The organism is Chitinophaga vietnamensis, assembly GCF_902167635.1.
GTDB classification, from domain to species: Bacteria; Bacteroidota; Bacteroidia; order Chitinophagales; family Chitinophagaceae; genus Chitinophaga; species Chitinophaga vietnamensis.
The window spans coordinates 492,732-514,838 of the sequence record NZ_CABHMS010000001.1 but is presented as its reverse complement, the minus strand read 5'-3'; the positions used below and the strand labels follow the sequence as shown (position 1 = coordinate 514,838).

Annotated in this window: 21 protein-coding genes; 4 read left to right on the top strand and 17 right to left on the bottom strand. The window is 50.0% G+C overall.

The window, feature by feature from the left end; all coding sequences use genetic code 11:
* The first annotated feature begins 26 nt into the window (after positions 1-26).
* The 4 genes from FPG75_RS02210 to FPG75_RS02195 all read left to right on the top strand — a co-directional run bounded on the left by FPG75_RS02210 (position 27) and on the right by FPG75_RS02195 (position 4,261).
* A complete protein-coding gene (locus tag FPG75_RS02210; RefSeq protein WP_143304912.1) occupies positions 27-650 on the top strand; it encodes a rhomboid family intramembrane serine protease in 624 nt (207 codons plus the stop codon).
* Positions 651-711: 61 nt separating this feature from the next.
* Positions 712-1,431, top strand: a complete 720-nt coding sequence (locus tag FPG75_RS02205; protein WP_143304911.1) for a hypothetical protein — start codon at positions 712-714, stop codon at positions 1,429-1,431.
* Between the two features lie 18 nt (positions 1,432-1,449).
* Positions 1,450-1,818, top strand: a complete 369-nt coding sequence (locus FPG75_RS02200) for a hypothetical protein (RefSeq protein ID WP_143304909.1) — start codon at positions 1,450-1,452, stop codon at positions 1,816-1,818.
* Between the two features lie 76 nt (positions 1,819-1,894).
* Complete coding sequence (locus FPG75_RS02195) at positions 1,895-4,261, top strand: family 20 glycosylhydrolase (protein ID WP_201747870.1); 2,367 nt, start codon at positions 1,895-1,897, stop codon at positions 4,259-4,261.
* Between the two features lie 154 nt (positions 4,262-4,415).
* Here the strand turns inward: FPG75_RS02195 and FPG75_RS02190 are convergent, their stop codons facing one another.
* The 17 genes from FPG75_RS02190 to FPG75_RS02110 form a co-directional block, all read right to left on the bottom strand.
* Positions 4,416-5,621: a DUF2252 domain-containing protein gene (locus tag FPG75_RS02190; protein ID WP_143304907.1), complete on the bottom strand. Its 1,206-nt coding sequence runs from the start codon at positions 5,619-5,621 to the stop codon at positions 4,416-4,418.
* A gap of 59 nt (positions 5,622-5,680) precedes the next feature.
* A complete protein-coding gene (locus tag FPG75_RS02185) occupies positions 5,681-6,754 on the bottom strand; it encodes a dipeptidase (RefSeq protein ID WP_143304906.1) in 1,074 nt (357 codons plus the stop codon).
* Between the two features lie 15 nt (positions 6,755-6,769).
* The gene (locus FPG75_RS02180) at positions 6,770-7,873 is read right to left on the bottom strand and encodes a D-TA family PLP-dependent enzyme (RefSeq protein ID WP_143304904.1); all 1,104 of its coding nucleotides are present in this window, start codon (positions 7,871-7,873) and stop codon (positions 6,770-6,772) included.
* Positions 7,874-7,884: 11 nt separating this feature from the next.
* Entirely contained in the window at positions 7,885-8,346 is a 462-nt protein-coding gene (locus FPG75_RS02175; RefSeq protein ID WP_143304903.1) for a RidA family protein, read from the bottom strand.
* Positions 8,347-8,365: 19 nt separating this feature from the next.
* Entirely contained in the window at positions 8,366-9,679 is a 1,314-nt protein-coding gene (locus FPG75_RS02170; protein ID WP_143304901.1) for a gluconate:H+ symporter, read from the bottom strand.
* A gap of 245 nt (positions 9,680-9,924) precedes the next feature.
* Entirely contained in the window at positions 9,925-11,205 is a 1,281-nt protein-coding gene (locus tag FPG75_RS02165; RefSeq protein ID WP_143304900.1) for an ABC transporter permease, read from the bottom strand.
* Positions 11,206-11,332: 127 nt separating this feature from the next.
* Entirely contained in the window at positions 11,333-12,706 is a 1,374-nt protein-coding gene (locus FPG75_RS02160) for an NADH-quinone oxidoreductase subunit N (protein WP_143304898.1), read from the bottom strand.
* Between the two features lie 102 nt (positions 12,707-12,808).
* Positions 12,809-14,242 carry a complex I subunit 4 family protein gene (locus FPG75_RS02155; RefSeq protein ID WP_143304896.1) on the bottom strand — a complete coding sequence of 478 codons (1,434 nt, stop codon included), beginning with the start codon at positions 14,240-14,242 and terminating at the stop codon, positions 12,809-12,811.
* Between the two features lie 33 nt (positions 14,243-14,275).
* Positions 14,276-16,171 carry an NADH-quinone oxidoreductase subunit L gene (gene nuoL, locus FPG75_RS02150; protein ID WP_143304894.1) on the bottom strand — a complete coding sequence of 632 codons (1,896 nt, stop codon included), beginning with the start codon at positions 16,169-16,171 and terminating at the stop codon, positions 14,276-14,278.
* A gap of 42 nt (positions 16,172-16,213) precedes the next feature.
* Entirely contained in the window at positions 16,214-16,531 is a 318-nt protein-coding gene (nuoK, locus tag FPG75_RS02145; RefSeq protein ID WP_073077731.1) for an NADH-quinone oxidoreductase subunit NuoK, read from the bottom strand.
* 39 nt (positions 16,532-16,570) lie between these two features.
* Positions 16,571-17,041: an NADH-quinone oxidoreductase subunit J family protein gene (locus tag FPG75_RS02140; protein WP_236652701.1), complete on the bottom strand. Its 471-nt coding sequence runs from the start codon at positions 17,039-17,041 to the stop codon at positions 16,571-16,573.
* Positions 17,042-17,117: 76 nt separating this feature from the next.
* Positions 17,118-17,621, bottom strand: a complete 504-nt coding sequence (gene nuoI / locus FPG75_RS02135; RefSeq protein ID WP_143304893.1) for an NADH-quinone oxidoreductase subunit NuoI — start codon at positions 17,619-17,621, stop codon at positions 17,118-17,120.
* 60 nt (positions 17,622-17,681) lie between these two features.
* The gene (nuoH, locus tag FPG75_RS02130) at positions 17,682-18,725 is read right to left on the bottom strand and encodes an NADH-quinone oxidoreductase subunit NuoH (protein ID WP_201747869.1); all 1,044 of its coding nucleotides are present in this window, start codon (positions 18,723-18,725) and stop codon (positions 17,682-17,684) included.
* A gap of 16 nt (positions 18,726-18,741) precedes the next feature.
* Entirely contained in the window at positions 18,742-19,845 is a 1,104-nt protein-coding gene (locus FPG75_RS02125; RefSeq protein WP_143304891.1) for a 2Fe-2S iron-sulfur cluster-binding protein, read from the bottom strand.
* Positions 19,846-19,924: 79 nt separating this feature from the next.
* A complete protein-coding gene (nuoF, locus tag FPG75_RS02120; RefSeq protein ID WP_143304889.1) occupies positions 19,925-21,289 on the bottom strand; it encodes an NADH-quinone oxidoreductase subunit NuoF in 1,365 nt (454 codons plus the stop codon).
* 93 nt (positions 21,290-21,382) lie between these two features.
* Entirely contained in the window at positions 21,383-21,571 is a 189-nt protein-coding gene (locus FPG75_RS02115; RefSeq protein WP_143304887.1) for a hypothetical protein, read from the bottom strand.
* A gap of 23 nt (positions 21,572-21,594) precedes the next feature.
* Positions 21,595-22,092, bottom strand: a complete 498-nt coding sequence (locus tag FPG75_RS02110; RefSeq protein ID WP_143304886.1) for an NADH-quinone oxidoreductase subunit NuoE family protein — start codon at positions 22,090-22,092, stop codon at positions 21,595-21,597.
* Positions 22,093-22,107 lie beyond the last annotated feature (15 nt).

Genomic DNA, 22,107 nt, shown 5'->3' with positions numbered 1-22,107 from the left:
CACGAAATATCCGTAACTTTTAGTGAATGCAAACAGTGGCTCAACTGAAAACAATGCCGGTCACCGGTGGTATCATTGCCGCGAACCTGCTGATCTTCCTGATCATGGGTATAAGGGGCATGGATATATGGTGGGGCAACGGCGACCAGCTGCTGCACTGGGGCGCTAACTACTGGCCCCTGACTATCACGGAACACCAGTACTGGCGGCTGTTTTCAAGCATGTTCCTGCATGCGGGCATGTGGCACCTGGTCACCAATATGCTGGGGCTCTTTATTGCCGGCATTTTCCTGGAACCTGTATTGCGGAGTATCAGATTCAGCGTTGTATATGTGCTCACCGGACTCATTGCCGACTATGTAAGCATCTGGTATCACCGCAGCGCTGTGGACGTAGGAGCTTCAGGCGCCATCTTTGGCATCTATGGCGTATTCCTGGCCTTGCTCACCACCAACTTGTTTCATCCGGTCAAAAGAAAAAATTACCTGGTATTCATAGGACTGTTCGCCGCTATGAACTTCATCGTGGCGGGCTTTTCAGGAGGTATCGACAATGCCTCACACTTCGCCGGATTTATTAGTGGTATCATCTGTGGATATGTTTTGTATTTTACACTCACAAAAGCAGATGGTAAACGCCTTCCCGGGTAATCATCTCACCATATCAGAATTATTTACTTTTGCACACTACAAAAAAATGAAAATGTATAATATGTTCAAGAACCTGTTGCTGATTTGTGCTATCCCCTGCCTGCTCTGGAGCTGCGGTAACCGCGCAGGAAAAGATAAAACAACCGCCGCCGGCGATATCCCCGCTACTTCGGCTACCCCGATCGATACCGTAACACTGGGCAATAAAACCTTCTTCGTATATAACATCGACTCCGTTACTTTCGAAAAATATCCGCAGCCTGCCATGCTGGATTCCAGCGAACAGGACGCGCTCAAAAAAGATTCTACCGTAAAACGCAATGGTGAAAAACTGAGCTTCCGCCTCGCCAATGGCAAGGAACTTACACTTACCAACAATACCAGTGATGAGGAAGGTTTCACCTCTTACAGTTATATCGCCAATCTTCCCCAGATCAAAAGGAAAGGCGTATATGTGACCTATAACGAATCCAACGATTTCCTGCTGGTGAATCCCGACAACGGCGATACGCTGCACACCTGGTCCGCCCCTATCCTCTCTCCCGATAAAAAATACCTGCTCTGCGCCTCACTCGATCTGGTAGCGGCTTTCGTGCCGAATGGCTTCCAGCTGTTCTCTCTGGATAATGGCAAGATCACTTACGTGGGCGAAGAAAACCTGGAAGACTGGGGCCCCTCTTCCGTGAAATGGGTGAACGACAAAACAATTCTTTGTGAATATATCACCATCAATGAAGATGGTAATACACAGGCCAATTATGTGAAGCTGGTGATGCAATAAAATTAAAATTTACCCTGCATGAAAAAGCTGCTCTTCGTAATATTTTTGCTATTCTCCGGATCGCTTGCAATGGCCCAGGCGCCTGTGATGGACGTAGAAGGCACCGCCGCCTCTATTGTGAGCAAACTGGATAAATCACTGTCGCTGACAGAAAAACAGAAGCCTAAACTGCTGGCCATCGTTACCGCTTATCTCCGGCAGAAGATCAACATACAACCCTTGATCAACAGCAACGAAAAGGCTTACAAGACAAAATTGAACAGCATGCAAAACGGCCTGCAAGCCAAACTCAAGCCCCTGTTCACTTCCAGCCAGTATGCCACATTTACGGAACTGAAGCCTAAAACATTCGACGACACCAACGTATTATCTCAACTATATTATTGATAAAATATTGTCTATTTTGTAGAGCTTACCCTTCACTTTATCGTGAAGGGTTTTTTATTGATGCAACCAGTGAACAATGAGATACTTGAACCATCTTCCAACAATGGCAGCCGTGGCATTGCTTGCTATAGGCCATGCACAAGCGCAGACCCCTGCTGATTCTGCGGTACTTGCGAATGCCGCCGCCGCCATCGCCTCCAACATCACTATCCGGCAAGGCGACCAGCAACTATCCCTGCCAGCGGCGCCCGCAGGCTATCAGCTCAAATTGCGGGGCAGCGACCGTCTGCCCGTGATAGACCGTGAAGGACATATCCACACGCCGCTCACCGATGCCACAGTACACCTCTACTTCCTGCTGGAACGCACGCAGGATCATGCCAGCGTGGATGTTGCCCGCACAGTGACCGTTCCCGGCAAATACGCTACAGGCGGCAACAAGGCGCCATTGGTGATTCCCGCCCTGCGCGAGTGGCATGGCGGAAAAGGCGATTACCAGTTCTCTGCCGGCAGCGGCGTGGTAATAGATCCCGTATATGCGTCACAGTTATCCGGCATTGCAGCCACCTTTGTCCAGGATCTCCGCACACAAACGGGCATCTCCCAACTCCGCACCAGAAGCGGGAAGCCGGGCAAAGGTGATATCTTCCTAACGCTACAGTGCGGAGATACCAGCATCGGCGAAGAAGGTTACCTGATGCAGATCGGCGATCATATCAACATCGCGGCAACGCATACCCAGGGCGCGTTCTGGGCTACCCGCACCATCCTGCAATTGCTGGAACAAAACAAAACGATCCCGCAGGGGATGGCCCGCGATTATCCCAAATACGCCGTGCGTGGCTTTGTACTGGATGTGGGCAGAAAATTCTTTACCATGGATTTCCTGCGGCACTATGTGAAATTCATGTCTTACTATAAGATGAATGATTTTCACATTCATCTGAATGATAATGGTTTTGTACAGTTCTTTAATAAAAATTGGGATAGCACCTATTCGTCCTTCCGGCTGGAAAACGCCACCTATCCGGGTTTGACGGCCAAAGACGGCGCCTACTCCAAAAAAGAATTCATCGCGTTGCAATCACTCGGCGATCAGTATGCAGTCAGTATCATTCCGGAAATAGATGTACCGGCACATTCACTGGCCTTCACGAAAGTGGCGCCGGAAGCCGCCAGCACGAAATATGGCCGTGACCATCTCAATCTCGACAGCGCCTCTTACACACTTGTAGACAATATATTCAAAGAATACCTGCAAGGCCCGGACCCCGTATTCAAAGGCAAAGAAGTGCACATCGGCACCGATGAGTATGCAAAAAAAGAAGCAGAGAAATTCCGGGCCTTTGCCGATCACCTGATCCGTTATGTAGAAAGCTATGGCAAACAGGTGCGCATGTGGGGCTCGCTCACACATGCCCAAGGCGCTACGCCTGTGAAAGCTGAAGGCGTAACAATGAACGCCTGGTACAACGGTTACGCCGATCCCAAAGAGATGATGCGCCTCGGCTATGACCTCATCAGCACACCCGATGGATGGCTGTACATTGTACCCGCAGCAGGCTACTACTATGATTATCTCAACAGGAGCGAACTCTATAACAAATGGGAACCTAACATGATCGGAGATGCGGTGTTTCCACAAGGCCACCCGCAGATAAGAGGCGGCTCCTTTGCCGTGTGGAATGATCATACCGGCAACGGCATCACCGAGAAAGATGTGCACGACCGCGTGTTTCCTGCGATGCAAGTGTTGTCAGAAAAAATGTGGAATGGCCATACCGCGCAAAGCAATTATGCTGCCTTCGACTCACTGAGCAAAAATATCGGTGAAGGCCCGGGGCTGAATATGCGCGCCAAGCTGAAGAGCAAAGACTCCGTTGCGCTCTTCTATGATTTCAACAACAGTACCATCACTGATAAAAGTGGTAATGGCAGAAATGTTGTTTCGCTGCACCATGCGCATAGCGGCAAAACCTTGGTGCTGGCGGGCGGCAGCAGTTATGTTACCACACCGGTAAGAGAGATCGGCTATAATTATGTGGTGAGCTTCGACATCAAACCCGCTGCAAATAACAAAGCCAACGCGGTGCTCTTCTCTTCTCCCAACGCTGTTGTAAAATTATTACAACAACAAACAGGTAAACTGGGCTTCTCCCGTGAAGGTTATGATTACCACTTCAACTACACCATACCTGTTGAAACATGGACGCACATTGAGATCCGTGGCAATCATACCGGTACGTCCCTGTATGTAAATCATCAGTTGGTGGAGAAACTGGAAGGTGCAAAAATATCTTTTCCGAATACCAAAGACAAGATGAATAAAGTGCAAACTTTAGTATTCCCGCTGGAGACGATCGGAGACAAAGCGAATGGATTTAAGGGAGAGATGGATAACCTGAAGGTGATGAGCGAATGTTGTCTTTGCTCAGGATTATAATGATTAAAAGGATTACCATGATTTTTTTATCAGGATTTTAAAGGATTCGCGAAGATCAAATCGAAATAATCTTCGCGAATCCTTTAAAATCCTGATAAAAAAATCATGGTAATCCTTTTAATCATTATAATCCTGAGCAAAGACAATATTCGCTTTATATCTTCATTTCGCCTTTATCATATGCTTTTGCATATTCTTTGAAATCTTTCTTCACTTGCAAGGCATAATCGCGGGAATATTCGAACAGTGGATCCTTCCAGCGTTTCACATCACTGCCGAAAGCAATCAATTCATCTGCGATGGCTGAGCCCTGGCGGCCGCTGCTGCGGAGGTTATCCCAGGCGCATATCTGCGCCATACAGATAAGTATCTCTTCCAGCTTTTTTGTTTTGCCGGAGAACAATTGATAATCGAGTTTATCCTCCATCGGTTGCAATGCCCGCAGGATAAAGTCTTTGCCGCCGATGTCAATATGCGTAAGCAATGCGGGCGAGGCCGCTTCCATGCGTTTCTGCACTTCTGTTACGCGGGCGGCATCACTGCTCCATACCGGTTGCGGAAATTTGTGATAGGCCAATATGCAGGCAGGCGGCGAGAATTTGAGATCGATCAGATAGTTACCGTAGGCCCCTCCCTTGCCAGCTACCAGGGCCACATAACGTTCTACGCCCAAACTACCGGTACCGGCTATACGATAGGCAACGTCTTCCACGCGGAATGCAGCGGCATCGGGCCTTTTCGCGGCCCATTTGTGTATCGCTTCCTTTACCTTCTCCTTTTCTTCTTTAGGAACTTTAAGTGTTTTGACACCGTCAATAATGAGACGCGGGCTTTTACCCTTGTACTGCATTCGCTTTTCCATAAAAGGTTTATGCTTGCGGTTACGTACGGCATCCAGGAAATCCCTGACGATGCCGGTGGCAGTTTCCCGCTCCAATGGCCGGATATAGCCCATGGACAATGTGCCGGCGTATTCATCGATGAACAAACGGAACAGCTGCGATGCCTGCCCTGTATTGATCCCCAACACTTCGGAGGCTACCAGTACGCTGCACATCAAGCGGGCGGGATCGAGCAGACAAGGCCCCAGTATCGACTCATCAAAATCGTTGATATCAAAATAAGGGATGTGGTTATCTCCTTTGAAGCTGCCGAAATTTTCCAGGTGCAGATCGCCGCAAAGCCAGGTGTTGGGCGACTTCAGCAGCGCGCTCTTACGCGGAAAATCTTCATAGAACAGGTGGCAGGTACCTCTGTAAAAACGAAAGGCATTCTCGCGCATAGCGGCATATTTGATCCGCAACATGTCGGGCAGGCGGCCTTCGTTGAATTTTTTGATACGGGAAGGAATGTTACGCATGGGGAGTAAGTTTTTTATATATGGCCATGGGCGCGGCCCGCGGCCATATATAAATTTAACTATTTATTCCATGCATTGCGCAAAAATCGTAGCCAGTTGCCGTGCATCACTCCTTCGATGTCGGTGGCGGAGTAGCCACGCTTCGCTAAACGTTGAGGGATGCTCTGCAAATCGGCGATCGTTTCGAGGTCATAGGGGCATTGCTCTTTACCAAAGGCGCCATCGAGATCGGAGCCGATGCCGATGTGGCGGGCATTTCCAGCGATCTGGCAAATGTGATCCATATGATCGATCATAGTATCGAGAGAAACATTCATTTGCCTGGGGTCGGATACGCCCCTTACCCAGCCGGGTACCATCATCCAGGCGTCGAGGGCGCCGCCGATCACGGCGCCGCGGGTTATCAGGGCTTTGATCTGCTCATCGCTGAACTGGCGGTTGTGGTTCACCAAGGCGCGGCAGTTGTTGTGACTGGCCCACACATGGCCATGGAAGAGGTCCAGCGCCTCCCAGAAACTATCGTCACAGAGATGCGTGGCATCGAGGATGATATTCAGCTTCTCCATGGCTTTCAGCAGCTCGCGGCCTGCGGGCGTGAGCGGGCCGGTGGCATCGGTGCCTTGTGCGTATCTACCGGGGCCGTAGTGCGCCGGCCCGAGAGCACGAAGGCCGCCCTGCCAGGCACGTTCGAGGTAGCCTGTATCCACGATAGAATCAGCGCCTTCAAGACTGAGGATATAGCCCACCGGCTTTTTCGTAGGTACGTCGCCGTTATTCCACAGCTGTAAATGTTTTTCGAGTGAAGGCAGGTCGGTGATCTGTGTCATCTCCCCGGCTTCTTCCATCGCTTTATACCATGCCAGCTGTCCCTGCGTTTGCGCCCAGGCCTGCTCCGGCGAGAACCAGCCGGGAAGCGGGTTGTCGGGCGCTACGAAACGCGCGATCTGCGTAGCCACCACCAGTCCAATATTACCTTCCCGCAAAGATGGTAAGGATACCGTACCTTTTGCGCGGTCTGGTTTATCGTTCATTCCTTTCTCCCTTTCTCTTATTTCGTGTACCCCTAAACGTAAGTTACGGTTCCACTCCATGGCGTTCATGCTGAGATCGAGGTGAGCATCTATCGTAAACATCAGATAAAATTATGGTCAGACAAAAATTTGCCGGTCGCGCGCAATGATGCGCCAGCTTGTATTAGCGGTATTGTTTTCTACTACATAAGCCTTTTCATACAAGGCCACCGTAGGGCAGATATGCAAAGGCACGCCGTACAACACAGTACCAACAGGATATTGCGCGGTATCGGCCACTTTCAGCACCAGGTGCTCCTCACTTTGCGATATTGGCTGCGCCGTTGGCGCGTTCAGGAAAAACACCCGTGGCTGCGGGTTTTCAGCAGCTACCGATTTATGGCCTAGGTCCACGCACAGCAGGTTTTCATCGATGATGGAGATCACACGGGTCAGCAGCAGCGCGGCCCACTGGAATGGTTGTTCGGGCAGGTTGCGGCCGTAGCCCCAGTCCCAGAATATGAAAGTGCCCGGTGAACATTCGATATGCGGGCGCTTGCCGTGAATAGGGAAAGTGGGCGAGCCACCGGCTACGATCACCGGCTGTGGCAGGCCGCTGTCGAGGATTTGCTGCCGCAAGGCTGCAACAGGTGCAAAGGCTGTATCGCAACGTTGTTTTCGTATAGCCATGTCCGTATCATGCAGGTGGCCATCGTAGGCATGCAGGCCAAGAGGCTGCACGCCAGGAAGCGTATGCAGGTATTGATACAGTTCCAGCGCAGTGGCATCCGGATGAATACCAGTGCGGTTCATGCCCACATTGAGATCGATATAAACATTGATACGTTTGCCGTCATCAGCAAATACCCTGCTGATAAAAGCAGCGCTTTCCTTGTTATCTACGAGGCAGGAGAAAGTAGTAGCGGGATATTTCTTCACCAGTTCCAGCAATCTGTGCACCTTTGGACCTACCGGCTGATAAGCCAGCAGCGCATCAGGGGCGCCCGTGATGCCCAGCAGCTCCGCTTCCGCAATGGTAGCGCATTTGAAGCGAGCGATACCTGCATCCAGCATGAGTTGCACGACTTCCGCCATCTTATTGGTTTTGATATGAGGGCGCAGGCGTTGCACATCATCTATCATCTCTTTTACAAGATGTATATTCTCTTTTATCCGCTCTTTATACACCAGTATCGCGGGGGAATCGATCTGCGCGGCATTGGCAAGCTGGTACCATTCCATATGCGGTTGATTTAATGCAGTTCAAAGAGCGCTTCTATTTCCACCGGGATGTTGTCTGGCAGGGAACCCATGCCCACGGCGCTTCTCACGCCAATGCCATTCTCTTCTCCCCACACCTTCGCGAATAATTCACTGGCGCCATTGATCACATAAGGATGACGCTGGAAATCCGGCGTACAGTTCACCATGCCAAGCACTTTGATCACTCTTTTGATTTTATCAAGACTGCCGAGGTTGGTCACCAGTGTGGAAAGGATGGCCAGTCCTACCTGGCGGGCAGCCAGTTTGCCGGCTTCTATGTCCATATCTTCGCCGATGCGGCCGATGATCAGGCTTTTATCGTCCTTCACAGTACCATGACCGGAAACGTATACATATTTACCATCAACGAGGAGAGGTTTGTATACGCCAAGCGGAGCAGGTGCTGGCGGGAGATGGAGGCCAAGGGCCTTGAAATTTTCAGTGGGCGTCATTTTCGTTTATCCGTTTATGTTATACAATCAAACTAAGGAGCAAGCTACCGACAAGGCCGGTGACTGATACGATGGTTTCCATCACCGACCAGGTTTTAATGGTATCTTTTACTGACAAGTTAAAATATTCCTTGAACATCCAGAAACCGGCGTCGTTGATATGCGAGAACATAAGGCTGCCCGCGCCGGTGGCCAGCACCATCAGGTTGGGGTTTACACCGGAAGAGGCGATCAGTGGCGCTACAATGCCGGCGGTAGTCAAACCCGCTACGGTAGCTGATCCTATGCATACGCGGATGATCGCTGCAATGCTCCATGCGAGCAACAGCGGATGCAGGTGCATCTCTTGCAAGGCGGTGGCTACGTATAGATTCACCTTACTATCTTGCAGCAGTTGCGTTAAGGCGCCCGATCCGCCGATGATGAGGATGATCACCGCTACATCGCGCACAGCATCGTCCATGATGCCCATCACTTTTTTCATCGGTATTTTTCTTCTGAGGCCAAGCAGGTAGATACCGTTTAAAACGGCCAGCAGCATCACGATCAGGGGATCGCCCAGCCAGGTACTTACTTCGTAGAAGATATTATCCTGCGGTATCCACAATTTCGCCAATGCTGTCAATGCCAGCAGCAGTACGGGCAAGAGGGCGGCGAGCAAGCTGGCGCCCATGCCGGGCAGCTGCTCATCCGGCATCGCCTCGGCTACAAACATGCTGGCAGGCGGTGTGGTATAATGTTTCAGAAAGCGTGAAAACACCGGCCCTGCAAGGATGATAGCCGGAATGGCCAACATAAATCCCAGCACCAGCGTCATGCCAATATTAGCATGATACTTTTCTACCAGCGCTGTAGGAGAAGGATGCGGCGGCAGGTAACCATGTGTAACTGATAAGGAAGCCAGCATCGGGATACCCAGGTATACCACCGGTAATTTGGTACGTGCCGCTACAGTAAAGATCAGCGGCACCATCAATACAAAGCCGATATTATAAAACAGCGGAATGCCAACAATAAAACCGGTGATCATCAGCGACCATTGTATATACTTGGGGCCTAACAAATTCATCAGGCCACCCGCAATCCTTTGCGCAGCGCCACTTTCCGCCACCAGCTTTCCTAACATCGCGCCAAATACGATCACAACGATCAAGGAGCCTAATGTTTTGCCGATACCGGTTTGTATGGACTGCGTAATATCGCCGATCTTCATATGGAGCGCGAGGCCCATCAACAGCGATACGATAATAAAAGAGATAAAAGTATTGAGTCGGCACCAGGTTACCAGGATGACCAACAGGAGAATAGCAGCTATAACAACGAGCAGCGGCATAACGTGTAATTTTGGCTGCAAACAAGATATATTTTTTCTCGCAAAGATTTCTTTTCTCGCAGAGACGCAAAGCAGCAGAGCAGCAAAGGGCGCGCTTCGCGCGCAAGAGGAAAGGATTGATAAGATTTTTAGCATCGAAAGAGTAAAAACGGCTCTAATCTGTCTATTCGCTGCAATTCTTATAAAACTTGCGCGCGAAGCGCGCCCTTTGCTGCTCTGCTGCTTTGCGTCTCTGCGAGAAAAAACTACTCGTAGCGTAATGCGATGATGGGATCGAGTTTGGAAGCCTTATAAGCCGGGTAGATGCCGGAAACCAGGCCTACGCCTGCGCAGAGGGTAACGCCGGTAAATATCCAGAACCAGGGGATGACAAAAGGAGTACCGAAGATCATAGACACCACATTACCGAACAGCATACCGCATATTACGCCGATCAAACCGCCGGTAACGCTGATGATCACAGCTTCATAGAGGAATTGCTGGCGGATCACTTTGCGGGTGGCGCCCAATGCTTTGGTAACGCCTATTTCGCGGGTACGCTCCGCTACGGCTACCAGCATGATGTTCATCAGGCCGATGGCGGAACCAAATAAGGTGATGACGCCTATTGCGATCGCAAAGAGGTTTACCTTGCTCAGACTGGAAAAGAGCATTTCGGCGATGCTGTCGCTTTTGCTGATCACGAAGTTATCCGCTTCATTTACGGCGAGGCCGCGTATCACGCGGAATACGCCGATGGCCTCTCCCTGTGCTGCTTCCATTTGTTTGATATCTTTCACGGCCACGCCTACCTGGTAAGAGGCATTGGGGCGGTCGAAAATTCTTCGTGTATTGTTCACCGTAGTGATCACTACATTGTCGGCGCTCATCATCTTGCTGCTGCCTTTGGAAGAGAGCACGCCGATCACACGGTAGCGCACATCGCCCACGCGGATCGTGTTATTGATCACATTCTTCATTTTCTTACCGAAGAGCTTCACTGCCACATCGGTACCAAGGATGGCCACGTTGCGGCCTGAAGAAACATCCAGGGGATTGAAGTTACGGCCTTGTGAGATGGTATAGTTGGAGATATCGAGATAGTTTTCATCCCCGCCGATCACGTTCACATTGGGGTTTGTTTTTTTATCATCCTTATACACTGTGGCGATGCCGGAGGCGCGGAAAGAAACGCTCACGGTAGCCGGGAAATGGTAGCGTTCTTTGAAGGCCACTGCTTCCCGGTAACTGATCATTTTATTACTATTGGATTTTTTTACTTTCTTGATATTCTTGTTTCCCTTGGATGCTTTGTCGCCGCTATCATCGCCGATGCGCACCTGTATATCGCGGTTGCGGATGGAGAAACTGTTGGCGCCCATCATAGCAAAGCTGCTGTAGATACTGTCTTTCATACTGGCGATTACTGTCATGATACATACCAGCAGTGTGATACCTACGGCGATAATGGCAATGGTGAGGCCGGCACGCAGCCTGTTGCCACTTACAGAACGGTATGCCAGGGAAAAAATATCTCGTGATTGCATAACTATGGGTTAATAGTAAAGTTAATATAATAAAGTATGCAAACCGAGGCAATTTGGGATGAGCGGCCCAAAAGCAATACGGCCTCCCGCGCACTGCGGGAGGCCGTATTGCGAAATTCATTATTGCTTACAAACAGCCTATTAACAGGTTGGGGAAGATACCCAGTGCGAGCACGATGATGATCGCCAGTATCAGCGCTGCCTTGAAGCCGCCGGAAACCGGCTCTACTTCGGGATTGCCTTGTTTGAAGTACATGGCGATGATCACACGGAAATAATAGTATACGCTGATCGCTGCACACAGTACCGCCAGGATCACGAGCCACAGCAGGTGGCCGTGTTGGATAGCGGCAGCCAGCACGAAATATTTAGCGAAGAAGCCCGCTGTAACCGGGATACCGGCCAGCGAAAACAAGAAGATCGTTACCGCCAGCGCCAGGAAAGGCTCTTTGCGGGCAAGGCCGTTAAAGCCTTCAAAAGTATAATCTTTCAAACGCAGCAACACCGCGAAAACACCGATGGTAGCTACGCTATAAGCCGCGGCATACAATACAATGCCCTGTGCAGCCAGCTGGTTCATCGCGATCACAGCAAACAGCATGAAGCCCGCCTGCGCAATACTGGAATAAGCCAACATGCGCTTAACGCTCTGTTGGAACACAGCGGTGAAGTTACCCACCACCAGCGTGAGCGCTGTGATGATGGAAAGGATCAGCGTCCAGTGCTGGCTGATAGCGCCACCCGCAAAGCTCACATGGAACATGCGCAGGAAAGCGATGAAACCGCCCGCTTTCACCACCGTAGCCATGAAAGAGGTGAACACGGTAGGAGAACCATCATATACATCCGGCGTCCAGAAATGGAAAGGCACTGCGGATACCTTGAAAGCCAGCGCAAAAGCCAGCAGGATGATACCGCATAACGCTAACGGATGTACGTTTTCTACGCCGATGCCGAGCTCTGTGATATTGAAAGTACCGGCAGCACCATAGATCAGGGCGATGCCCATCAGCAGGATACCGGTAGAGAAAGAGCCCATCAGGAAATATTTCAGGGCTGCCTCATTACTTTTCAGGTTCTTTTTATCGCTGCCCGCCAGGATATACTGCGGGATAGACATGATCTCGATCGCCAGGAACAACATCAGCAGGTTGCTGAACGAAGATGCCAGCGTGATACCGGAGAGAATAAAAAATATCAGCGCGAAATAATCTGCTACATGGTCTCCCACTTTTTCAAACTCGCTGCCCGACAAAAGGAAATACAGCAAGGTAGCGCCTAATGCCACCGCATTGAACAATATACCGAATTTGGATACTTCGATCATGCCAAACATAACATAGCTTCCCAGCTCAACAGACGGATACTGTACCAGGTTAGCTATAAATGCTATTATAATGGCCGCTATGGCAAAAAATTTAATGTGCTGCTTATTGCGTACAAATAAACCAACAAACATCAGAACAACGCCCGATAAAGCAGTAGAAATTAGTGCATTCATATTTTTGCGTTACAAACCCCTTTAAAATTTTTGGATTTGAAGATTTTTTGATGTGAGCATTTGATCCATTCGAAAATCCTCAAATCGAAAATCCTCAAATTTTTATGCTTTCAATAACAGATCAGTTGTGCTGCTCACCAGGTCCAGCATGGGTTTCGGATAGAGGCCCAGTACCAGGATGATGATCACCACCAGGCTGAGTGCCAGCGCTTCGCCGGGTTGCAGGTCGGTGGTAGTATCTGTTAAAGTGTTTGAATTACCGAAGATCACTTTCTGGATCATATTCAGCGTATATACTGCCGCCAGGATGATACCCAAACCGGCTATCGCCATAAACCAGTGATTGTACTGGAACAAGCCACTGAACATGAGGAACTCGCCAATGAAGCCGTTGGTGAGCGGCAGGCCGATGTTGGCCAGACTGATGATCACCAGGAAGATGGCCATGCGCGGCGCTTTCTGGGCAATGCCGCCCAACTCGTCCATATTCTTCACTTTCAGGCGTTGCTGAATGATCTCCACGATAATCCACAACCCGATGATGTTCACCCCATGGTTGAACATCTGAAGCAGCGCACCTTGCAGGCCCTGTTCCGTTCTGGAGAAGATCGCAGCGCTCATCAAACCAATGTGCGCAATGGAAGAATAGGCGATCAGACGTTTCAGGTCACTCTGTACCATCGCGATGCAGGAAGCATAGATGATACCGATGATAGATAATACGATGGCTACATCTGTCCACAGCTGGGCGCCTTGCGGCAATACCGGCAGCAGCCAGCGTATGAGGCCGAAGAGACCCATCTTCACCATCACGCCAGACAGGATCATAGTAGCCGGCGTAGGCGATTGCTCATAAGTATCCGGCTGCCAGGTATGGAAAGGAAATACCGGCATCTTGATAGCGAAAGCTACAAAGAAGAGCCAGAAGAGCCAGTTCTGCTGTTCTCCGCTCAAAGGCAGATGTGTGAAGGAGTTCCAGCTGAAAGAATGATCGGGGCTCTGGGTATACAGGTAGATAATACCTACCAGCATCAACAGCGAGCCAACGAAAGTATATACAAAGAATTTAAAGGTAACGGCTATACGTTTTTCGCCGCCCCACATGGAGCAGAGGAAATATACAGGTATCAGCGCCAGCTCCCAGAAGATGTAGAACTGTAAAGCGTCAAAGGCGGTGAACACGCCTGTGAGGCCTGCCTGCGACAATAACATCAAACCGTAGAAGCTGCCCGGACGGTCGAACTCACGGTTATTGATGGTGATGAACACCAGCAGAAAAGCCAGGGCTGTCAATAAACACAGCATCATGCCCATTCCATCCAACCCTACACTGAATTGACTTCCCAGCTGCGGGATCCAGTTGGCCACCAGGCTTAAACTTTCGCGGGCAGTACCAAAGCGGCACCACGCGCCGATTGCTGTAGCCACCGTTGCCAGGGATGAAATCATCGCCAGCATCTTTGGCCCGGATCCTTTCAGGCCAAAAGCAATAAGGCCTGCTATGAAAGGAATCAATATTAATAAAACTGTCAACATAATTTATCTGCGCTTGTAACTTCTGCTATTGGTTTATAATAAGAATCCGATCACAAATAATACGATCATACCGATCACCATGGCAAAGATGTAAAATCCTACCTGGCCATTCTGTACGAGACGAATCTGCTGGCTGCCCCACTTCACGCTGCGGCCTACGCCGTTCACCAGCCTGTCGATACCCGCTTTCTCAATCGTATCGCGGAAGAAACGGGAAAGCTCCTGCAGCGGTTTCACGATGATGGCATCATACAGTTCGTCAACATACCATTTGTTTTCCAGCACTTTTGCAAAACCGGTGTTCTCACCCTTATCCTGGTAGGAGATGAAACGCTGACGTGCCAGCAGGATGAACACGATCACCAGCACGCTGCTCAGCCCCATCAACAGCCATTCTGTGCTGTGTTCGAGGTGATGCACTACTGCAAAAGGCGCAGAAGGCGCGAGTACAGGTTCGAGATATTCCGCCAGTAAGTTCTTGGTACCAAATACTTCCGGCATACCTACATAACCGCCGAAGATCGACAGCACTGCCAGTACTACCAGCGGAACAGTCATGGCGGCAGGACTTTCGTGCAGATGGTGCTCCTGTTCATGTGTGCCGCGGAACTCGCCACAGAAAGTGATGTAGTACAAACGGAACATATAGAAAGCCGTCATCAATGCACCAAGGAGACCTAACACATAATAGCTGATATTCACGCCAAAGGCGCTGGCCAGGATTTCATCTTTGGAGAAAAAGCCCGACAGGCCCGGGATACCGGCGATAGCCAGGCATCCTACGAGGAAAGTCCAGTTGGTGGTAGGCATATATTTTTTCAATCCACCCATCTTGCGGATATCCTGTTCGCCGCCCATCGCGTGGATCACGGAGCCGGAACCGAGGAACAGCAGCGCTTTGAAGAAAGCGTGCGTCATCACATGGAAAACGGCGGCAGAGTAAGCGCCCACGCCCAATGCGAGGAACATATAACCCAGCTGGCTCACTGTAGAATAAGCCAGCACTTTTTTGATATCATTTTGTTTCAGTGCGATAGAAGCCGCAAACAGCGCAGTAGCAAGGCCGATCACCGCCACTACCGTCTGGATGTGCGGCGCCAGCGTATACAACACGTTGCTGCGTGCGATCATATAGATACCGGCAGTCACCATCGTAGCAGCGTGGATCAGCGCGGATACCGGCGTAGGACCGGCCATCGCATCAGGCAGCCAGGTGTACAAAGGTATCTGTGCGGATTTACCCATCGCTCCCACAAACAACAACATTGCTATCGCGGTGATCACGCCATTGTTCATGCCCAGCGATGCCGCTTTCGCAAAAACATCCGGGAAGGTAACAGTGCCAAACTGCATGATCATGAAAAAGATGCCGAGCAGGAAACCGAGGTCGCCGATACGGTTCATGATAAATGCTTTCTTGGCGGCGTTGTTATAGCTGGTATTCTTGAACCAGAAGCCGATGAGCAGGTAAGAGCAAAGGCCCACGCCTTCCCATCCGATGAACATCATCACATAGTTGGCGCCCAGTACGAGTATCAGCATGGAGAATACGAAGAGGTTGAGATATGCAAAATATCTCGCGAAGCTCTCATCGCTCTCATCATGCATGTAAGAAGTAGAGTAAATGTGGATCAGGGTACCTACACCGGTGATGATCAGCAGGAACAAGGCGCTCAGCTGATCTACCTGGAAGGCAAAAGGAATATGCAGGGAACCTACAGTAATAAAATCAAAGAGGTTTACTGTTTGTGCAGCAAACCCGGGTGTTTTCACCTGGAAGAAAATCAACAAGCTCACCACAAAGGCAGCCAACACCGTACCGCTTCCTATCAACCCTACGAGGGACTTGGATAAAAATCTGCGTCCCAACCCATTCACGAGGAAACCCAATAAAGGTAAAAATGGAACCAGCCAAACTAGATTAATCATTTATCAATTCTATTTACGACGTCGAAATAATTAATAGCGATATTAATTTTTCAGCCTGTTAAGAATGTTAATATCTACCGAGTGTGTATTTCTGTAGACCATTGTAATGATAGCCAGGCCCACTGCTACTTCCGCAGCTGCCACCACCATAATAAAGAATACAAACAGCTGCGCTGATCCTGCATCCACTTTTCCGGCGTCCGCCCACATCTTGGAGAAGGCCACCAGCAGCAGGTTTACCGCATTCAGCATCAGCTCTATGCACATAAAGATGATGATCGCGTTTCTGCGCATCAGCACTCCCATAACACCTATGCAGAACAAGGCGATACTCAGGAATATGTAATATTGAACAGGCATAACAATATTTTGAGATTTACTATTTCTGTATTGATTGATTTAGTCTTTCCTGCCGATCACCACGGCGCCTACCATGGCGCTGAGGAACAGGATACTGCTCACTTCAAAAGGCACTACATATTGTGTGAAGAGCAGTTTGCCCAGGTTGTGGATCAAACCGATCTCAGTGGCGGCAGTTCCCAGTGCAGGCATGCTGGCATCGCGGAGGGCTGCTACCAGTACTACCAGCAAGGCGCCGCCGCTGATAGCGCCGGCATATTTGAGCCAGTTACGTTTCTGAGGTTCCACTTCAGCATTCAGGTTCATCAGCATCATCACGTAAAGGAACAATACCATGATAGCTCCCGCATATACGATGATATGTACCACCGCCAGGAACTGGGCATTCAGCATGATGTAGTGACCGGCGATCGTAAAGAAAGTGATGATCAGACACAATACGCTCGTCACAGGATTTTTGCTCAATACCACGCCCAGCGCTGATACCAGCGCAACGAACGAAAGCACCATGAAAATTATTTGTTGTATACTCATTCCCATCTCTGCTATGTTTGACTATGTATTTTTAGCTGTGTTGATGATTGGATTATTGTTTATCTTTTGGATGAGGGATCAGCAGATCATCTTTTCCATAGATAAAACCTTTACGCTCATAGGCAGCCGGAGCAAAGGTTTCAGACATATACACCGCATCTTTCGGGCAGGCTTCTTCACAGAATCCGCAGAAGATACAACGCAACATATTGATCTCGTAACGTGCTGCATATTTCTCTTCACGGTACAGATGTTCTTCACCCGGTTTTCTTTCCGCTGCTTCCATGGTGATCGCTTCCGCCGGACAAGCTACCGCGCATAATCCACACGCAGTGCATCTTTCGCGCCCTTCTTCATCACGGTTCAGTACATGCAGGCCACGGAATACCGGGCTGAATGCACGTTTTTTGTCGGGGAAGCTCACCGTAGCCTTGCGCTGGAAGATGTGCTTGAAGGTGATGCCCATCCCTCTGGCAATCGCTGGGATATACATCTTCTCTATCAAAGTCATCGGCCTGCGGTCTACCGCTTTCGACCTGTTAGTTAATGCTTGCATAATGAATGCTTATTTGATCCATGCTGTTGTTACACAGCAGGTGAATTTTTTAATCAGATATTAGTGATGACGCCACAATACGATCGCACCGGTGATCAGCATATTGGCCAATGCCAGCGGGATCATGATCCTCCAGCCCAGGCGCATCAGCTGGTCGTAACGGAATCTCGGAACGGTCCAGCGCACCCACATAAAGAAGAATATGAACAGCAGCGTTTTGATGAACAATGCCAGGAAACCCAGCAGGGTCAGGGTATTCGGGCTAAGGCCCAGTTGATCCATATACGGGAACGCATAACCGCCAAAATACATGGTGGCCATCAGCGCAGAGCTGATGAACATGTTGATATATTCCGCAAACAGGAAGAAACCCAGTTTCATGGAAGAATATTCCAGGTGATAACCGCCATTCAATTCGTTTTCTGCTTCGGGAAGATCGAAAGGCGCACGGTTACACTCTGCGAAAGCACATACCAGGAAGATGAAGAAACCAAGCGGCTGGTATACGAAGTTCCAATAGCCATGACGTTGCTGCTCCACGATCTCTTTCAGCGACAAGGTACCGGTGAGCATCAGCAGCGCGATCAGCGCAAGGCCCATCGGCAGCTCGTAGGAGATGATCTGCGAAGCCGCACGAACAGAGGCCAGCAGCGAGTATTTGTTGTTGGATGCCCAACCGCCGATCATGATACCATAAACGCCCATGCTCACTACACCGAAGATGAAGAGGATACCGATGTTCACATCGGCCACCTGCAAGGAAATAGTGCGACCGCCAATCGTGAGGGTATCGCCCCAGGGGATAACGGCGCTTGTCATACAGGCCACCATCATTGCGATGGAAGGGCCGAGAATAAAGAGGAATCTGTTAGAATTGGTCGGGATAATTTCTTCTTTGAAGAAGAGCTTACCACCATCGGCCAGCGGCTGCAATAAACCCATCGGGCCCGCGCGGTTAGGGCCCAGGCGGTCCTGTATCCACGCTGCCACCTTTCTCTCACCCCAGGTAGAGTACATGGCCACTACCAGTGAAAGCACCAATACGCCTGATATCAGCAGTATCTTTTCGATCAGAAAAAACCAATCTATGCTTAATAAAGTCATTTTATCTAATTACGAATTAAGAATTACGATTCACGCGGTCAAAGTCATCGGAATGTGCCGGTCCGTCTATCTTGGATAGGTCTATGCCCGGTCTGTTCACTTCGCTGGTAGTATGTATATCAAACAGCAGTTTTGGTTTTCTGCCGTCGAGTACTTCTACCAGTGGATCTTTCGGTTTCACGGTATTCACGTAGTGTCCCTGTGAGATCACGCTGTGGCGGTCGATCTTGCGGGGTCCTTCGATGGTCCAGTCTTTAATATCTTTTTTATCAAAGCGACAGGAATCGCAGATGAATGCTTCTACTTCGCCGTATTTATCTTTACGGGCAGTTACACGGAAGATCTCATCACCACGCATCCAGAGCACAGTTTTACCGCAGCATTTCGGGTTATCGCAATTACGGTGTGCATCTACCGGTTTGAGGAACCATACACGGTTTTTGAAACGGAAGGTCTGGTCTGTGAGGGCGCCTACCGGGCAAACATCGATCACGTTACCGATAAAATCGTTATCGAGCGATTGTTTGATATAGGTGCTGATCTCGGAAGCGTCGCCACGGCCAAGGATGCCGTGTTCGCGTTTCTCGGTGAGCTGGTCGGCGGTGAACACGCAGCGGTAGCAAAGGATGCAGCGCGTCATGTGCAGTTTGATCTTATCGCCCAGGTCTACCTTGTCAAAAGTTCTGCGTTTAAATTCGTAGCGAGTGCTGTCGGCGCCATGTTCATAGCTCAGGTCCTGCAGGTGGCATTCACCGGCCTGGTCGCACACGGGGCAATCGAGGGGGTGATTGAGCAGCAGGAATTCTACTACGCCTTTGCGGGCTTCGATCACTTCAGGAGAAGTGATATTGGCTACTTCCATACCATCCATCACGGTAGTACGGCAGCTGGCCACGAGTTTGGGCATAGGGCGCGGATCTGCTTCAGAGCCTTTCGTCACTTTCACGAGGCAGGTACGGCATTTACCCCCGCTGCCCTGCAGCTTTGAATAGTAGCACATAGCCGGCGGCACCACATCTCCACCGATCAACCGGGCCGCATTGAGTATCGTTGTTCCAGGTTCGACCTCTACGGAGATATTGTCGATCTTAACCTTGAATAATTTTTTTTCCTCCGCCATTGTATTCTGTTTTTTGCTCGCAGCGCTTCCGGAGGAAGCAAAGAAGCAAAGTTTATAATTTATAAAGATTGTTCCTTGATCACACGGCCGCTACTTCCGGTAAGGGCAGCGGGTCGGCATAGTGCGCCAGCCCGAAGTTGCGCTTGGTGGCCTCATCAGGATTTTTCACATGCCATTCAAATTCATCACGGAAGTGACGGATCGCTGCGGCTACCGGCCATGCGGCGGCATCGCCCAGCGGGCAGATGGTATTACCTTCGATCTTGCGCTGTATATCCCAGAGCAGATCGATGTCGCTCATCTTGCCTTTACCATATTCGATATTGTGCAATACTTTTTTCATCCAGCCGGTACCTTCACGGCAAGGGCTGCACTGGCCGCAGCTTTCGTGGTGGTAGAAGCGCGCAAAGGTGAGCGTGTTACGCACAATGCACTGGTCTTCGTCCATCACGATGAAACCGCCGGAGCCCAGCATAGAGCCTGTAGCGAAACCGCCATCAGCAAGACTTTCGTAGGTCATCATACGGGTTTCGCCTTTCGCTGTTTTCAGCAGCAGGTTAGCTGGCAGCACCGGTACGGAAGAACCGCCGGGGATGCAGGCTTTCAGGCGTTTGCCATTTTTGATGCCACCGCAGTATTCATCAGAAAAAATAAATTCTTCTACAGAGATATTCATTTCGATCTCATATACGCCAGGCTTGTTGATATTGCCGCAGGCAGAGATCAGTTTGGTACCGGTAGATTTACCGGTGCCATATTTGATATATTCATCACCGCCGATGTTGATGATAGGCACCACAGCGGCAAGCGTTTCTACGTTGTTCACCACGGTGGGGCATTGCCACAAACCCTTTACAGCAGGGAATGGCGGCTTGATGCGCGGGTTACCGCGTTTACCTTCCAGCGATTCTATCAGGGCCGTTTCTTCTCCGCAGATATAAGCGCCGGCGCCACGTTGAACATATATTTCAAGATTGTAACCGGTGCCGAGGATATTTTTGCCGAGCCAGCCTTTATTTTTAGCTTCAGCAATGGCCTGTTCGAGGATATCGGGGATCCAGGCATATTCGCCACGGATGTAGATGTAAGCACTATTGGCGCCCAGCGCAAAGCTGGAGATGATCAACCCTTCAATGAGCAGGTGCGGGATGAACTCCATGAGGTAGCGGTCTTTGAAGGTACCAGGCTCAGATTCATCGGCATTGCACACGAGGTAGCGGGGCACGCCTTCTGGTTTGGCGATGAAGCTCCATTTCATGCCGGTAGGGAAACCTGCGCCACCACGGCCTCTCAGGCCGCTCTTCTTCACCTCTTCCACTACAGCTTCCGGAGACATGGTCTTCAGCGCCTTCTCTGCCGCCGCATAACCGCCATTGGCCCGGTAAGTGTCGTAGTACCGGATACCTTCAATATGTGCTTTGTCTAACAATAATTTGCGTCCCATTTTCTTCCTTATGGTTTAATGGCTTATCGGATGTCGATGGCCATCAACAGATTTGTGATGTATATATTCCGATGGCCGCAATGGGCCACCAGCTCATGCATTGCGGATCCCGTGCTTTGCAATGCGCTCGCCCAGGCGGTAAAATAACCAACCGGAGCTGATGCCGCAAACAAAAGAAACCAGCACATTGTCAATGCGCCATAATACGGTGAGCGTGCCCACGAGCAGAATGGCTTCCAGTATCATCAATTTATTTCTCTGACAGATTTCGAGTATACGCATGGGTATATAATTTATGCGATGCATCAATTTGCTTTTGCGCGGCATTCAGCGATGATCTCATCTACTTTTGCCGGTGTCAGGTGTTCACGGTAATGTTTGCCCAGCTGCATCATCGGTGCATAACCGCAGGCGCCGAGGCATTCCACGGTTTTCAGGGTAAACATACCATCAGCGGTGGTTTCACCCACGCCGATGCCCAGTTTGTTTTTGATATATTCAATGATCTGGTCTGACCCGCTCACCATGCAGGGCCCGGTTTGGCATACCTCGAAGAGATAAGTACCTACCGGTTTCAGATTGAACATGCTGTAGAAAGTGGCTACTTCATATACTTCGATAGGCTCCAGTTGCAGCAAGCTAGCTACATAGTCCATCGTTTCTGCACTCAGCCATCCGCCAAATGTTTCCTGTGCCAGGTGCAGCACAGGTATCAACGCACTTTTCTGCTTTCCTTCCGGATAGCGTGCGATGATCTCTTTTACTTTATTCAGTTTCTCTTCAGAAAATTGAACCACAGCCATTATTTTAATCAGCTT